Consider the following 15,577-nt stretch of genomic DNA (forward strand, 5'->3'; position numbering starts at 1 on the left):
TCGCAGCCTCGATCAGATGCCCGAGCTCGGCGCTGTTGCTGTTTTTTTGCTGACAAGGGCTTCGATGCTGAAGCCCTGCGGCGCTACTGTGACCATTGCCGGATGCAGCCGGGAATAGATCCAACAATACGTCTGGTTATCGCGGCTTACCTTGAAACACTGTTGCGAGAATCGGTCATGGCCGACAAGGCCACGGAGGTCGCTGCTGTGCGCGTTTCTACACCTAACTTCACATACACATGCTCCAGATGTTTGTTCACGGTGCGTGGGCTCAGATCAAGAATGGTGCCGATGTCGCGGTTGGTCTTGCCGCAGGCCACCCAGCGCAGAACCTCGACTTCCCGACCGGTGAGCTGAAAGCGTGCCGACAGCACCCTCTGCGCCGGCTCGTCGTCCAGGCTCGGCGCGGCTGGCTGTGACGCCGCTCGGGCCGACAGCAGGATGCGCGAGGTGCGCAGGTGTGCGGCGACCCGTGCCAGCACTTCGTCGGTCTGGATCGGCTTGGTCACGTAGTCGCTGCCACCGACTTCAAAGCCCTGGACCACATGCCTGCTTTCCGTCAGCGCGGTCATGAACAGCACCGGAATATCGGCGTTGGCCGGTTGCTCCTTGATCCGCCGGCAGGTCTCGAAACCGTCCAGGCCCGGCATCATCGCATCCAGCAGGATCAGGTCCGGACGCCGGCGTTCGATGCGGTTCAGGGCGCTGAGCCCGTCGAGGGCCACCAGGACCATGTAGCCGGCATCGTTGAGGGCGTCGGAGAGCATGGCGAGGTTGTCCGGGGTGTCGTCCACAATCAGCACGACACCGGGTTCAGCGACTGTGGTCAATACATTCATCTTCTGCCTCCTTGAGGGCGCGGTTGATTTCGTCCAGGCGAAAGTTTTTCAGCAGCTTGCGTAGCGAACTGATGAAAGGGGCGGTGGCTGGCGTCTCGGCCTGGATGGCGTCAAGTTTTTCGTGCAGACCGCGTACGTAGCCAATGGCGCTGAGTTCGCCGAGGGCGATGAGGTCAGGCTGTGAGGGCAATACCCCCGGTTCGGGGAATGTCGCAGGGGCTGGTTTTTCGCGGCGCAGCCAGTGCAGGTCGAGTTGCTGCTGGATCCGTTCGAGCAGCTCCGGGGTGTGTACCGGCTTGGCAAGGTAGTCGTTGCAGGCACTGGCCAGGCTGCGCTCGCGCTCGTCGTTAAAGGCATTGGCCGATATCACGATGATCGGTGCTGTGGACAACGCATTGCGGCGGATCAGCCGGCTGGTTTCCCAGCCATCCATCGTCGGCATCGACAGGTCCATGAGGATCAGGTCCGGCCCCCGCAGGGCGACCTGGCGAATTGCTTCCTGGCCGTTGCTGGCCTGGATCACTTCAAAGCCCAGGGGCGTAAGCATGCCGCTGAGGACCTTGCGATGGTCCACATGGTCGTCCACTACCAGCACCAGACGCCGCGGCCCCTGGTAGCCGATGATGTCGTGTTCGACATGGATTACCGCTTGCGGCACCCGTACTTGCGAGAGAAACAGGCGCACCTGGAAACAGGTGCCCTTGTCCTGCTGACTCTTGACCTGCAACTCGCCGCCCATCAGCGAGGTGAGCATGCGGGTAATGGTCAGGCCCAGGCCAACGCCCTTGTCCTGGCGCATCAGATCACCGCGCTCGAAAGGCTGGAAGATTCGCTCGATGTGCTCGGGGTCGATGCCGATACCCGTGTCGATGATGTCGAAGGTTGCCGTCTCGCGCATGTAACTGACCCGCAGGCAGACCTCGCCGCTGTCGGTGAAGTTGACCGCATTGCCCAACAGGTTAATGAGGATCTGCCGGACGCGCTTTTCGTCGCCCCGCACTACCGCCGGTATCTTGCCGATCAGCTCCAGGCGAAAGCGCAACCCTTTGTCCCGGGCTTGTGGGGTGAACATCAGCTCCAGATCGTGGATCAGTTCCGGGAAGGGGATTTCCGTCGGTTCCAGGCGCAATTTGCCGGCCTCGATCTTGGCCACATCGAGCAGGCCGTCGATCAGCGACAGCAGGTGAGAGCCGCTGCGCAGGATGGTCGCCAGGGCATCCTGATGCTGCTCCGGCATGGCCGCATCGCGCTGCAGGATCTGGGTAAAACCGAGGATGCTGTTCAACGGCGTACGCAGTTCGTGGGACAGTCCGGTGACGTAGCGACTCTTGGCCGCGTTGGCCGCCTCGGAAGCCTCCTTGGCATCTTGCAGGGCCTGGTCGGTCAAGCGGTGGGCTTCGATTTCCTGCATCAACAGCAGGGTCTGGCGGTCCGATTCTTCCTGGGCCACGCGGCGGCTTTCCCGCGTCAGAACCACCCACCAGGCGAGGATGGCCGCCAGTACCGAGAGCGTCAGGAAGGCCTGGAAAAATGCCTGGTACAGCGTCGCCTGGGCTTGCGGCGAGTGAGGCAGCCCCTGGGAGGCCTGGCCATAGATCAGCGCCAGAGCGCCGCTGAGCATCAGGATCAGCGCGAGCAGCAGGCCCAGGTAATGGACTAGCCGGGTGTGCAGGCGTGGCACAGTGGCATTGGGCAACAACCAATGCAACAGCGCTTCGAATTGCGCCGACAGACGCCCGTGGGGTTTGCAGCGATCGCCGCAACGCGCGTCCAGCGAACAGCAAAGCGAGCAGATGGGCGTGCTGTAGGCCGGACAGAAAGCCATGTCGGCGGTTTCGAATGGGTTGCTGCACAGGCCGCAGGTGATCTGCGTGCTCGCAGCTACCGGTTGCAGCAGTAACGGATCGCTGGTGCGGGCGATGTAATAGCGGCTACGGGTGGCCCAGGCCAGCAGCGGGGTCATGACCAGCGAGGTGCCGAGGGCGACGAAGGGCGGAGCGGCCTGGGCCAGTGCACCAAATAGACCGAAGTGGGCGAGGACCGACAGCAGCGAGGCGATCAGCATGGAGCCGACGCCCACCGGGTTGATGTCGTAGAGGTGAGCGCGCTTGAACTCGATGTACTTCGGTGACAACCCCAAGGGTTTGTTGATCACCAGGTCGGCGACCACCGAGCCGATCCAGGCGATGGCGATGTTGGCGTAGAGACCGAGCACCTGGTCGATGACGTCGAATACCCCCAACTCCATCAGCATCAGGGCAATGGCCACATTGAACACCAGCCAAACTACGCGGCCGGGGTGACTGTGGGTGACCCGGGCGAAAAAGTTCGACCAAGCCAGGGAGCCGGCGTAGGCGTTGGTCAGGTTGATCTTCATCTGCGAGACGAAGACGAACAGCACCATGGCCGCCAGGGCCCATTCCGGCGAGGCGAACACATAACCGAAGGCCACCAGGTACATCTGGGTAGGTTCCGTAGCGCGCTCGATGGGGATCTCGTGTTGCAGAGCGAGAAACGCCAGGAAGGCGCCAGCGAACATTTTCAGGGCGCCGGGCAGGATCCAGCCGGGGCCGGCGCAGAGCAGGGCGGCCCACCAGCGCTTGCGGTTGGCCGCGGTTTTTTCCGGCAGGAAGCGCAGGTAGTCGACCTGTTCGCCGATCTGCGTCACCAGGGATAGGGCTACTGTACAGGCTGCGCAAAACGCCAGCAGATTGAAGTCGCCGCTGGCATCACGGCCCTGGAAACTGGTCCAGTCGCTGAAGGCCTCGGGGTTTTTCAGCAGCACAAACAGATAGGGCAGCACCAGCAGCACCAGCCACAGTGGCTGGGTCCAGAGTTGCAGGCGGCTGATCAGGGTCACCCCATAGGCCACCAGGGGGATCACCAGCACGGAGCAGATCACATAGGCAAAGGCCAATGGGATATGGAAGTACAGCTCCAAGGCCAGGGCCATGATCGCTGCTTCCAGGGCGAAGAACAGAAAGGTGAAGCTGGCGTAGATCAGCGAGGTAATGGTCGAGCCGATGTAGCCGAAGCCGGCACCGCGGGTCAACAGGTCCATATCGACGCCGTAGCGGGCGGCGTAGTAGCTGACGGGCAGGCCGGTGAGGAAGATGATCAGGCTCACGGCGAGGATCGCCCAGAAGGTGTTGGTGAAGCCGTAGCTCAGGGCCAGTACCCCGCCAATCGCCTCCAGAGCCAGGAACGACACCGCGCCCAGGGCGGTGTTGGCGATGCGCAGCTCCGACCACTTGCGAAAGGACTTTGGTGTGTAACGCAGGGCGTAGTCTTCCATGGTTTCGTCGGCGACCCAACTGTTGTAGTCGCGACGGATCTTGGCGATGCGCTGGGTGCCCGGTGGAAGCACGGCAAAAGACTCCTGGGGTCAAGGCGCTCCGTGCCTGGCGGGTGTGCCCGTGGCGGATAGCCGAGCAATTTTCATGCCCTGCACCACGCCGTCTTGCCGCGCCAGCTGTTGCCTGCGCGCGCGTCCGTGCAGTGCCGTTCAGGCGGGGCCTGGAGCGATAGCCTGCGCCGCCTTGGTGCATTTTTCCCTACGTCAAATGACGTATGCGCTTACGTCAGGCTGCGTATACCCGTCACCGATCCGCGCCGCCATGCTGATGCCACCACCGTTGCCGGCCGCCCCACGGCGAGCTGTCAGCGTCACCGCAGAGGAGTAGCAGCATGGAACCACGATTGATCCGCACTAAAGGCCTGTTGCCGCGCCGCCTGGCGCTGGGGGCGGCGGCCCTGTCGTTATTGGCTGCCAGTGTGTTCAGCCAGGGTGTATGGGCGGACGAGGCCAACAGCACCGGCCTGGCGGTGACCGCCACTGAAGTCACGGTCGGCCAGTTGCACTCGGCCACCGGCACCATGGCGATTTCCGAGACCGGCTCGATCCAGGCCGAACGCCTGGCCATCGAGCAGATCAACGCTTCAGGCGGCATCCTCGGTCGGCAGATCAAGGTGATCCAGGAAGACGGCGCCTCCGACTGGCCGACCTTCGCCGAAAAGGCCAAGAAGCTTTTGGTCAACGACAAGGTGGCTACGGTGTTCGGTTGCTGGACCTCGGCCTCGCGCAAGGCTGTGCTGCCGATTTTCGAGAAAGAAAACGGCCTGCTCTACTACCCGACTTTCTACGAGGGGCTGGAGCAGTCGAAGAACGTGATCTACACCGGCCAGGAAGCCACCCAGCAAATCCTTGCCAGCCTCGACTGGATCGCCAAGACCAAAGGCGCCAAAACCTTCTACCTGGTGGGGTCGGACTATATCTGGCCACGCACCTCGATGAAGATTGCGCGCAAACACATTGAGAACGTGCTGCACGGCACCGTGGTCGGCGAAGACTACTACCCGCTGGGCAACACCCAGTTCGGCTCGCTGATCAACAAAGTCAAGCTGAAGAAGCCCGACGTTGTGTTCGCCGCCGTGGTGGGTGGCTCCAACGTGGCCTTCTACAAACAACTCAATGCGGCGGGCGTCAATTCGGCCAAGCAGACCTTGCTCACCCTGTCGGTGACCGAGGATGAATTGCTGGGCATCGGCGGCGAAAACATGGCCGGCTTCTACGCCTCGATGAAGTACTTCCAGAGCCTGGACAACCCCAACAACAAAGCCTTCGTCGACGCTTTCAAGGCCAAGTACGGCAAGGATTCGGTGATCGGCGACGTGACCCAGGCCGCGTATCTGGGCCCATGGTTGTGGAAGGCTGCGGTGGAAAAAGCCGGCAGCTTCGATATCGACAAAGTGGTTGCAGCCTCACCGGGCATCGAGTTGAAAACCGCGCCTGAAGGCTACGTCAAAGTGCATGAAAACCATCACCTGTGGAGCAAGACCCGCATCGGTGAAGTGCAACCCGATGGCCAGTTCAAAGTGGTGTACGAGTCCGATCTGATCGAACCGAATCCGTTTCCTAAAGGCTATCAGTAAGGTCTGGGCCTATCGCGGCAAGCCGACTCCAACACTTTGTAGGAGCTGGCTTGCCGGCGATGGAGCTCCATCGTTTCTCCACATCCTCCCTCCAAGCAGGAGTCCATCATCATGGAATGGCTATCGGAATTTGGTGCCATCGCGGCGATGCAGGGGTTCAACGGCTTGTCCGTGTTCTGCGTGCTGCTGTTGATGGCATTGGGGTTGGCGATCATTTTCGGCCAGATGGGGGTCATCAACATGGCCCACGGCGAGTTCCTCACGATCGGCGCCTACACCACCTATGTCTGCTCGAGCCTGACCAGTCATTTCGCCCCGTGGTTTCAACCCTATTATTTTTTCATCGCCATCGCCCTGTCGTTCCTGATGGCCGGGGCCATCGGCTGGCTGGTGGAGTGGGCGATGATCAGTCGGCTCTACAAGCGTCCACTGGACACATTGCTGGCGACCTGGGGGCTGTCCCTGGTGATGCAGCAGACCTTCCGTTCGGTGTTCGGCGCCCGTGAAGTCAGCGCGACGCCGCCGGAGTGGCTGATGGGTTCGTTCAACTTCACTGAGTCCATCGAGATCCCGCGCAACGGTCTGTTCATGATGGCCCTGACCCTGCTGCTCACCGGGGCCATTTTTCTCTTGCTCTACCGCTCACGCTGGGGCCTGCAAGTGCGGGCCACGGTGCAAAACCGACTGATGAGCCGTGCCGTGGGCATCAATACGCGCAAGGTCGACCGAATGACCTTTGCCCTCGGTTGTGGTGTCGCGGGGGTGGCCGGCGCGGCCTTTACCACCATCGGCTCCACCGGTCCCACCGCGGGCTCGCAGTACATCGTCGACACCTTCCTGGTGGTGGTCTTCGGCGGCGCACAAAGCCTGTTCGGCACCATTGCGTCGGCGTTCGTCATTGCCCAGACCCAATCGATTTCGGAGTTTTTCCTCAGTGGTTCGATGGCCAAGGTGCTGACCCTGTCCGGGGTGATTCTGATCCTGATGTTGCGCCCTCAAGGGTTGTTCTCCATCAAAGTGCGCAAGTAGAGGCGAGCCAATGAAGCTTTTAGACAAGATGCTGGCGGGCAAGCAGAACCTGTTGGGCGTGGCCCTGTTGGCGCTGCTGATCTTCGTGGTCTTCCCGCTGACCCTGGATGCCTTTCGCCTGAACATGGTGGGCAAGTACCTGACCTATGCCTTCGTCGCTGTCGGCCTGGTGTTGTGTTGGGGCTATGGCGGCATTCTCAGCCTCGGGCAAGGGGTGTTCTTCGGCGTCGGCGGCTACTGCATGGCGATGTTTCTCAAGCTCGAAGCCTCCGACCCGCAGAGCACCAAAATCCAGTCGACGCCGGGCATTCCGGATTTCATGGACTGGAACCAGATCACCGAACTGCCGTGGCTCTGGGTGCCGTTCCACAGTTTCAGCTTCACTCTGCTAGCGGTGATCCTGGTGCCGGTGGGGCTGGCCTTCATCATTGGCATGGCGCTGTTCAAGCGGCGGGTGGGGGATGTTTATTTCTCTATCGTCAGCCAGGCCATCGCGCTGATTCTCACGGTGCTGATCGTCGGCCAGCAGGGCCTGACCGGCGGGGTCAACGGCATCACCGATCTCAAGACTCTGCTCGGCTGGGACCTGCGCAGCGACAGCGCCAAGCTGCTGCTGTACTTCATCAACGCGGCCTTGTTGTTCGGCTGCATTTTCATCGGCCGTTTCGTCCTCGCGTCGAAGCTCGGGCGGCTGCTGATGGCGATGCGCGATAGAGAGGAACGGGTGCGTTTCTCTGGTTATGACGTAGCCAGTTTCAAGATTTTCGTGTTCTGCATCGCCGCCGCCTTCTCGGCCATTGGCGGCGCCATGTTCGCCTTGCAGGTGGGCTTCATGTCGCCTTCGTTCGTCGGCATCGTGCCGTCCATCGAGATGGTGATCTTTGCCGCTGTCGGCGGGCGCATGTCGCTGCTCGGCGCGGTGTATGGGGCCTTACTGGTGAACTACGGCAAGACCTATTTCTCCGAGTCGTTCCCCGAATTATGGCTGTACCTGATGGGCGGGCTGTTCATTGCCGTGGTCATGTACTTCCCCAATGGCTTGGCCGGACTCTGGGACAGCCATGGCCGCCAGACCCTTGGCCGTCTATTGCGGCGTCCCTCGCAGCAAGCAGCCGTTGCCGAACCCCTGCCAGAGGCGCCGCGCACCGCGCCGCCAGCCTCGGCTCCTGAACGTCCTTCGCTGGAGACGCAGCCATGACCGCCGTGGGTTTTCAAATGAACAAGCCGGTGCTGGTTATCGAGGGGCTGACGGTGTCATTCGACGGTTTCAAGGCCGTGGACAACCTCAACCTGTACATCGACCGCAATGAAGTGCGGGTGGTAATCGGGCCCAACGGCGCAGGCAAGACCACGGTGCTCGACCTGATCTGCGGCAAGACCCGCGCCACCAGCGGCAGCATTCAGTTCGATGGTCAGGAGCTGACCAAGATGCGCGAGTACAACATTGTCCGTGCCGGTGTCGGGCGCAAATTCCAGAACCCGTCGATCTACGAAAACCTCACGGTGTTCGAGAACCTGGAGATGTCCTACCCGGCGGGGCGCAAGGTGTTGGGCGCGTTGTTCTTCAAACGCAGTGCCGCAGTGATTGCCCGGGTTGAAGAGGTGGCGCGGGAGATCTTTCTCGGTGAGCTGTTGCAGCAACAGGCCGATCTGCTGTCCCACGGTCAGAAGCAGTGGCTGGAGATCGGCATGCTGCTGATGCAGAACCCTGACCTGTTGATGCTCGATGAACCCGTCGCCGGGATGAGCGTCAACGAACGCGTCCAGACCGCAGAACTGCTCAAGCGCATCAGCCAGGGACGCTCGGTGCTGGTGATCGAACACGACATGGAGTTCGTCAAGAGCATCGCCCATAAGGTCACGGTGCTGCACCAGGGCAAGGTCCTGGCCGAGGGCAGCATGGAGTCGGTGCAGAACAACCCGAAAGTCATCGAAGTCTATTTAGGCCATTGAGGAAGCAGGCATGTTCAACGTAGACAAGCTGTCCTGTGGTTACGGCCAGAGCCAGATCCTCCACGACCTTGACCTGGCCGTGGCCAAACGCGAAATCGTCGCCGTGATGGGACGCAACGGTATGGGCAAGACCACGCTGTTCAAGAGTTTGATGGGCATCCTTCCGCAGTGGCGGGGGCAGGTCAGCGTCGATGGCCAGGAGGTCTCGAACCTGGAAACCCACGAGCGGGTGGAACTCGGCATCGCCTATGTGCCCCAGGGGAGGATGATTTTCCCCAGCATGACGGTGTTGGAAAATATTCAGACCGGCCTGCCGGCATCGGCCCGCGGTCAGGTCCCCGAAGATCTATATGCGTTGTTTCCGGTGCTTCACGACATGCGCTCGCGCAAGGGCGGCAATCTCTCGGGCGGGCAACAGCAGCAACTGGCCATTGCCCGGGCGCTGGCGACCAATCCCAAGGTGTTGTTGCTCGATGAACCTACCGAAGGCATCCAGCCGTCGATCATCAAGGACATCGCCCGCACTTTGAAAGAGATCCGCAACCTGCGCGACCTGACCATTGTGGTCTCCGAGCAGGTGCTGTCATTCACCCTGGAAATCGCCGACCGCTTCCTGGTGATCGAGAAGGGCCGCTTCGTGATTGAAGAGACCCGGGACAAGGTCGACGAAGCCACCATCAGTCGCTACCTCTCTGTGTAGGTGCGGCCGGGCGGCGCGATGGTTTATCGGCCCCCTTTGTTGCAGCTGGCAAGCCAGCTCCTGCAGGGGTACGTCATCCAACGTATTGGCCGATTCGGGCCGCCATTCGAGACTGGTTCCAACGCGGTACATCCCCAATGTTCAGGAGCTTCGCCATGACCGATACCTTGATCAAAGTCGACCTCAACCAGCCCGCCACCGAGAACGAACAGATCCATAACCGCTGGCATCCGGACATTCCCATGGCTTGCTGGGTCAAGCCAGGGGATGACTTTATTCTTGAGACTTACGACTGGACCGCCGGCGCGATCAAGAACAACGACGACGCCTCGGATGTGCGTGACGTCGACCTGTCCACCGTGCACTACCTGTCCGGTCCAGTGGGCGTGCATGGCGCCGAGCCGGGGGATCTGCTGGTGGTCGACCTGTTGGACATCGGTGCCAAGGCCGAATCCATGTGGGGCTTCAACGGTTTCTTCTCGCGGCAGAACGGCGGTGGATTCCTCACGGATCACTTTCCCAGCGCACAGAAAGCCATCTGGGATTTCAAAGGCATGTTCACCAGCTCGCGGCACATTCCCGGGGTCAACTTTGCCGGCCTGATCCACCCCGGATTGATCGGTTGCCTGCCCGACCCGGTAATGCTCGCCGACTGGAACCGCCGTGAGCAGGAGCTGATCGATACCAACCCGACCCGCGTGCCGCCCTTGGCCAACGCCCCGCTGGCCGCCACCGCGCACATGGGCAAGCTCAAAGGCCAGGCCCGGGATGATGCCGCGGCCACCGGCGCACGCACCGTGCCACCGCGTGAACATGGTGGTAACTGCGATATCAAGGACCTGTCCCGGGGCTCGAAGATTTTCTTCCCGGTCTACGTCAACGGCGCCGGGTTGTCGGTGGGAGACCTGCACTTCAGTCAGGGCGACGGCGAGATCACTTTTTGCGGCGCAATCGAGATGGCCGGCTGGGTGCATATGAAAGTCGAGCTGATCAAGGGCGGCATGGCCAAGTACGCAATCAAGAACCCGGTGTTCAAACCCAGCCCGATTATCCCGACCTACCAGAACTACCTGATCTTTGAAGGTATCTCGGTGGATGAAGCCGGCAAGCAGCACTACCTGGACGTCAATATCGCGTACCGCCAGGCCTGCCTGAATGCGATCAACTACTTGACCAAGTTTGGTTATTCGCCCGCCCAGGGCTATGCACTGTTGGGCTCTGCGCCGGTGCAAGGGCATATCAGCGGCGTGGTCGACATCCCCAACGCCTGCGCGACCCTCTGGTTACCCACCGAAATCTTCGAGTTCGACATCAACCCCAACGCCAACGGCCCCATCAAACACCTCGACGGCAGTATCGATCTGCCGATCGCCCCGGACCTGTGAGACACGCCCGAGCCCGATCAATGTCCGGAGAGCGCCATGCCGACCTATGAGTACGAATGCCAAACCTGTGGCTGTTTCACAATGTTGCGGCCTATAGCCCAACGGCACGAGCCGTGCCAGTGCCCGTTTTGCGCGGGCCCAGGAGGGCCGTTGCTGTTGTCTGCGCCGGCGCTGACGACGTTGTCGAGCAGTCAACGCCAGGCCATGGCGACCAACGAGCGAAGTGCCCACTCGCCGCAGACCCTTGGTGAGTACCAGCAGAACCGTCGTCACCCCAGTGGGTGCAGTTGTTGCGCACCGAGCAAACCGCTGGCCCCGACCAAAGCCAATCCACAGGGGCTCAAGAGTAAAACCGGCTCCAGACCTTGGATGATCAGCCATTAACAGAGGTAAATTTCATGCGTCATGGTGATATTTCCAGCAGCCCGGATACCGTGGGTGTCGCGGTCGTCAATTACAAAATGCCGCGGCTGCATACAAAAGCCGAGGTCATTGAAAACGCCCGCAAGATTGCCGACATCATCACTGGTATGAAAAGCGGTCTCCCCGGCATGGACCTGGTGGTGTTTCCTGAATACAGCACCATGGGCATCATGTACGACCACGATGAGATGATGGCGACTGCTGCCAGCATTCCAGGCGAAGAGACTGCGATCTTTTCCGCCGCGTGCCGTGCGGCAGACACGTGGGGGGTGTTTTCCCTGACCGGTGAGCGGCATGAGGAACACCCTCACAAAGCCCCGTACAACACGTTGGTGTTGATCAATAACCAGGGCGAAATCGTCCAGAAGTATCGCAAGTGCATTCCCTGGTGCCCCATAGAAGGCTGGTATCCGGGTGATCGGACCTATGTCTGCGAGGGGCCGAAGGGCTTGCAGATCAGCTTGATCATTTGTGATGACGGTAACTACCCGGAGATCTGGCGCGACTGTGCAATGAAAGGGGCGGAGTTGATCGTCCGCTGCCAGGGCTATATGTACCCGGCCAAAGAGCAGCAGGTGATGATGTCCAAAAGCATGGCCTGGGCCAATAATTGTTATGTGGCAGTGGCCAATGCCGCCGGCTTCGATGGGGTTTACTCCTACTTTGGTCACTCGGCGATCATTGGCTTCGACGGTCGCACTCTGGGCGAATGCGGTGAAGAGGAAATGGGCATTCAGTACGCACAATTATCCGTTTCGCAAATCCGCGATGCGCGAGCGAACGACCAATCACAGAATCATTTGTTCAAGCTGCTGCATCGCGGTTACACCGGGGTCTATAACTCCGGGGACGGCGACAAGGGAGTGGCTGACTGCCCGTTCGACTTTTACCGCACCTGGGTACTGGATGCGCAGAAAGCTCAGGAAAACGTCGAAAAACTTACCCGTCGCACCGTCGGCGTGGCTCATTGCCCGGTGGGAGAGATTCCCCACGACGGTAAAGAAAAACACGCAGGCTAAACCATGCCTTTCGTGAATGATCGCATCGACCCAAACCACCCACAGCCTAGCCTGACCAACGCATCACCGGCAGCAGATTTGTTGACCTCACGCTTCGTCTTCAATCCCGCTCAGGTCATGGCGTTGTTGCGCAGTCGAATTGTCGGCCAAGAACAAGCCATGAGCGCGGTCGAGGCGTTGCTAAACGTGGTTAAGGTCGATATTGGTGAACGTGAGAGGCCGTTGACGGTGAACCTGTTCATGGGGCCAACCGGTGTCGGCAAGACCGAAATCGTCCGTCTGCTGGCACAGGCCATACACGGTCGCTCCGATGCTTTTTGTCGCATCGACATGCACACCCTGGCCCAGGAGCATTACTCGGCGGCGCTCACCGGAGCGCCACCTGGTTATGTGGGGAGTAAAGAGGGCGTCAGTCTGTTCAATAGCGAATTGATTCAAGGTACCTACAGTCGCCCAGGCATCGTGCTGTTCGATGAACTGGAAAAGGCCAGCAAGGAAGTGGTGCGCAGCTTGTTGGGCATTCTTGAGAACGGCCAACTGACCTTGGCGGGCGGTAGCCGAACGCTGGATTTTCACAATAGCCTGATCTTCATGACCAGCAACATTGGAGCCCAGCAAGCGACCACCTACAGGGAACGTTTTTCACGCGGTTGGCGGCGCTGGCTCGGCATCGCCCCCCAAGGTGAGCAGGCCATGTTGGAACAAGCGCTGCACGCGTGGTTCGAACCGGAATTTCTAAACCGTATTGATCGCATTCTGGTTTTCCAGCGCATCGAAACCCAATGGCTGGAAGCGTTGTTGCAGATCGAACTGAACAAACTCAACCAACGTCTCGGTCAGCATCGTCGTACGCTGGTCCTGGACGTTGCGGCAAGCGACTGGCTGTGCCGAAAGCATGACCCACGCTTTGGTGCTCGGGCTCTGACAAGGCGAGTGCGGGTTGAGCTGGAGCCTGCGATCGCTGAGTGTATGCTGGCTCATCCGCAGGCAATGCAGATGACTGCGACGGTCGAATCAAACCGGCTCACGGTTGTTCCAGCGCAAAGCACTGTGTTCAACGCATCAACGCCAAAGGATTTTCCTGCAACATCACCGAACTGTGGAGGGTAGCGAGCGCTTCCTTGAGTAAGGATTGCTCCTGCGCATCCTTGGATTTCTTGCTCTCCTTGGCGGCGTACTCCAGCAATACCAAGTGACTGCGGCTGGCTGAAGCTTCCTTCGGCACCACGGTCTCTTCAATCAGTTTGCCCGTGACGTACTTCTGTGTCCGTGTGTCCTGGCTGGCGTGTTGCGTGACGGAGGCTTTGGTCAGTCGGCCATCCTTGTAGGCGAGGCTGGCCGAGCTGCTGGCCTTGTCATTCACTTGTACGTAGAGATAGTTCTGCGATTCGTAATCTTTGCCCAGCGCAGGTGCTTTCCCGCCCTTCAGGCTTTTGTGAAAGCTGGCCGATAGACTCGATTGCTGGGTTTGATCGATCTTGCGGTCACGCATGATGGAGCCCGCGACGACAGTCTTTTGCGAGAGGGTATAGGCAAAACTATCGAGTTCAGACAGGTGCATCGGGTTGGACGCCTTGTTAGTCTGAGTGATGGACGCCTCGAAGTCTGCCAGTCCGGTCAATAGGCCTTTGTCCGCCGCATTACGGGTCAATCGGTCAGGTAGGGTAATGCCCTCTGGGTAGTGGCTGTTCATGGCGCTGAACGCATCCTTGAACATCTCCATCAGGGCCGCCTTGGCGTTGCCACGCTCCTGCACTCGGTCAAACTGGGCAAGGTAGCTGTTCAGTGCGTTGGCCTGTTGCTTGGCATCGCCCAGGATTGTGCTGTTCTTCAGGTCAACGCTCAGGTTCAGTTTGCCCTCCGGACCGCTCATTTGCGTGGTGCGGCGTTGGTTGTCGGCGCTAAAGGCGAGGGTCAGATCTTCACCGTCCACGCCCTTAAGCTTGGCGTTCAGGTCAATGGATGCCAATACGCTGGAGTCAAACTGCGTCAGCTTGCTCAGGTCGAGCTTGGGTGGCTCGGCGGTCAACCCGTCGACAGCCGCCTGAAAGGCACTGCTCAGAGCGCCAATCGCCTTGAGTTCCTCCTCGCTCAGCGGGCCACCATTCACCGTCGCCTGGACGCCAAGACCATCGTCCTGGCTTGTCAGGCTGAAGGTGACCGTCTTGCCGCTGGCGGTCTTGATGCTGAGACTGATCAGGTTGTCGGCTTTATTGTGCAGTAGCGTCTGTTCGGATTTTATCCCGGCGACGTCGTAAGCCCTGTCCGTGGTGGTATGGAGCACTGACTGGGAAATGCTCGAACCATTCTTGGCGAACTGCTCCACCAAGACCGCACCCAGGCGGTGAAAACGGTTGGCTATCGACAGCGATCTGGGGTTGGTCCCCATGATGTTGGTGATAGCGTCCTGACCTTCCTTTTCCCAAACACGAACATTCTCCTGGCCAGGCAGTTGCCCGAGGCGGGAATAGGTCTGTGATTCAACATCGACCACCGGGCTGCCCAGGCTGACGATTGCCGACGGTCGAGCCGGGAAGACATCAGCACTGTCTATCGCTGTTGCAGGCGATGCCGCGACAGCGGAGCGAGTCTGGAGGGGAATGGCGGAAGTGATCGAGGATAGGGTAGTCATGACAGTCCGTGTCAACAGAGCAGAGTTGCACTCAATGTAGTGAATACACCACCCGATTGAAAGCGGGGTGGGTGAAATAAATGGCAAAGAGCTATTATGCATTTGCCCGTTAGCGAATTCCCGGAGCGGTTCAGCCCAATCTGCAAAGATTGGGCTTTTTTCACGCCTTGAGAAACGGCGTTCCCAGGCCTGTGGTCGACACTGTCGCCGTCAGAAGACCAGCTTGAACAGGGCGATGACCACGATCAGGCCGATTATGAAAATGATACCTACGGTGCCGCCAAGAAATTTCAACATAATGATGCTCTCATCGGATGGGCTTAATTTTCTAGACCACCCTCGACAACGCTCGTTTCGTTGAATTTCACCCACGGTGATCAATGAACCGCCCAAGACCTCGGAACAGGCACCTGATCAAACTTCGAAACGGTCTTGATCCAGTAGCGCCGATAGTCGGTCTGGTCCGGCGCCAGGGGCTTGTGGGTTGACCATGGATGCTCCGCCTTCAGGCTCGCCCGGTAGGCTTCCCATTCTTTCTGCTCGGCCACTTCCCTGGCTTTGGTCCTGTCATCGAACCAACCCAGGACGTACGCTTCGCCCTGATCCGTGCCGTGTGCTATCAGCAGATAAATCTCTGTCATTACCTGGTCCGCCGTTCAATCCTG

At 59.8% G+C, this 15,577-nt stretch carries 14 protein-coding genes; 9 read left to right on the forward strand and 5 right to left on the reverse strand.

The features are described 5' to 3' along the window. Positions 1–146: 146 nt before the first annotated feature. Both AC3I65_RS09185 and AC3I65_RS09190 read right to left on the reverse strand, forming a co-directional pair. Positions 147–839 carry a response regulator gene (locus tag AC3I65_RS09185; RefSeq protein ID WP_047229344.1) on the reverse strand — a complete coding sequence of 231 codons (693 nt, stop codon included), beginning with the start codon at positions 837–839 and terminating at the stop codon, positions 147–149. Then, positions 814–4,206 (reverse strand): ATP-binding protein, encoded by a 3,393-nt coding sequence (locus AC3I65_RS09190; RefSeq protein WP_488523651.1) that lies wholly within the window; start codon positions 4,204–4,206, stop codon positions 814–816. The genes AC3I65_RS09185 and AC3I65_RS09190 overlap by 26 nt, the downstream gene beginning before the upstream one ends. Positions 4,207–4,526: 320 nt before the next feature. Here AC3I65_RS09190 and urtA point away from each other — a divergent pair, with 320 nt between their 5' ends. The 9 genes from urtA (at position 4,527) to AC3I65_RS09235 (ending at position 13,390) form a co-directional block, all read left to right on the forward strand. Continuing rightward, entirely contained in the window at positions 4,527–5,771 is a 1,245-nt protein-coding gene (urtA, locus tag AC3I65_RS09195) for an urea ABC transporter substrate-binding protein (protein ID WP_047229346.1), read from the forward strand. Positions 5,772–5,882: 111 nt separating this feature from the next. Beyond that, positions 5,883–6,800, forward strand: coding sequence for an urea ABC transporter permease subunit UrtB (urtB, locus tag AC3I65_RS09200; protein WP_047229347.1), 918 nt, complete (start codon positions 5,883–5,885; stop codon positions 6,798–6,800). A gap of 10 nt (positions 6,801–6,810) precedes the next feature. Further along, a complete protein-coding gene (gene urtC, locus AC3I65_RS09205; protein WP_419417725.1) occupies positions 6,811–7,998 on the forward strand; it encodes an urea ABC transporter permease subunit UrtC in 1,188 nt (395 codons plus the stop codon). Continuing rightward, positions 7,995–8,753 carry an urea ABC transporter ATP-binding protein UrtD gene (gene urtD / locus AC3I65_RS09210; RefSeq protein WP_139050669.1) on the forward strand — a complete coding sequence of 253 codons (759 nt, stop codon included), beginning with the start codon at positions 7,995–7,997 and terminating at the stop codon, positions 8,751–8,753. The genes urtC and urtD overlap by 4 nt, the downstream gene beginning before the upstream one ends. A 10-nt stretch (positions 8,754–8,763) precedes the next feature. Beyond that, entirely contained in the window at positions 8,764–9,453 is a 690-nt protein-coding gene (gene urtE, locus AC3I65_RS09215) for an urea ABC transporter ATP-binding subunit UrtE (RefSeq protein ID WP_139050668.1), read from the forward strand. 155 nt (positions 9,454–9,608) lie between these two features. Further along, the gene (gene fmdA, locus AC3I65_RS09220; protein WP_047229351.1) at positions 9,609–10,838 is read left to right on the forward strand and encodes a formamidase; all 1,230 of its coding nucleotides are present in this window, start codon (positions 9,609–9,611) and stop codon (positions 10,836–10,838) included. 36 nt (positions 10,839–10,874) lie between these two features. Further along, positions 10,875–11,222, forward strand: coding sequence for an FmdB family zinc ribbon protein (locus AC3I65_RS09225; protein WP_488523652.1), 348 nt, complete (start codon positions 10,875–10,877; stop codon positions 11,220–11,222). Between the two features lie 14 nt (positions 11,223–11,236). Beyond that, positions 11,237–12,280, forward strand: a complete 1,044-nt coding sequence (locus AC3I65_RS09230) for an aliphatic amidase (protein WP_047229353.1) — start codon at positions 11,237–11,239, stop codon at positions 12,278–12,280. Between the two features lie 3 nt (positions 12,281–12,283). Continuing rightward, the gene (locus tag AC3I65_RS09235) at positions 12,284–13,390 is read left to right on the forward strand and encodes an AAA family ATPase (protein ID WP_488523653.1); all 1,107 of its coding nucleotides are present in this window, start codon (positions 12,284–12,286) and stop codon (positions 13,388–13,390) included. Here AC3I65_RS09235 and AC3I65_RS09240 read toward each other — a convergent pair. From AC3I65_RS09240 to AC3I65_RS09250, 3 genes are all read right to left on the reverse strand, one after another. Beyond that, a complete protein-coding gene (locus AC3I65_RS09240) occupies positions 13,335–14,912 on the reverse strand; it encodes a lactate dehydrogenase (protein WP_488523654.1) in 1,578 nt (525 codons plus the stop codon). The two genes, AC3I65_RS09235 and AC3I65_RS09240, sit on opposite strands and share 56 nt — an antisense overlap. Before the next feature lie 210 nt (positions 14,913–15,122). Next, complete coding sequence (locus AC3I65_RS09245; RefSeq protein WP_442793071.1) at positions 15,123–15,209, reverse strand: small membrane protein YohP; 87 nt, start codon at positions 15,207–15,209, stop codon at positions 15,123–15,125. An 80-nt stretch (positions 15,210–15,289) separates the two neighbouring features. Then, the gene (locus AC3I65_RS09250; RefSeq protein WP_047229356.1) at positions 15,290–15,553 is read right to left on the reverse strand and encodes a hypothetical protein; all 264 of its coding nucleotides are present in this window, start codon (positions 15,551–15,553) and stop codon (positions 15,290–15,292) included. Positions 15,554–15,577: the final 24 nt, after the last annotated feature.

The sequence above is a fragment of the Pseudomonas sp. N-1-13 genome (assembly GCF_057787095.1).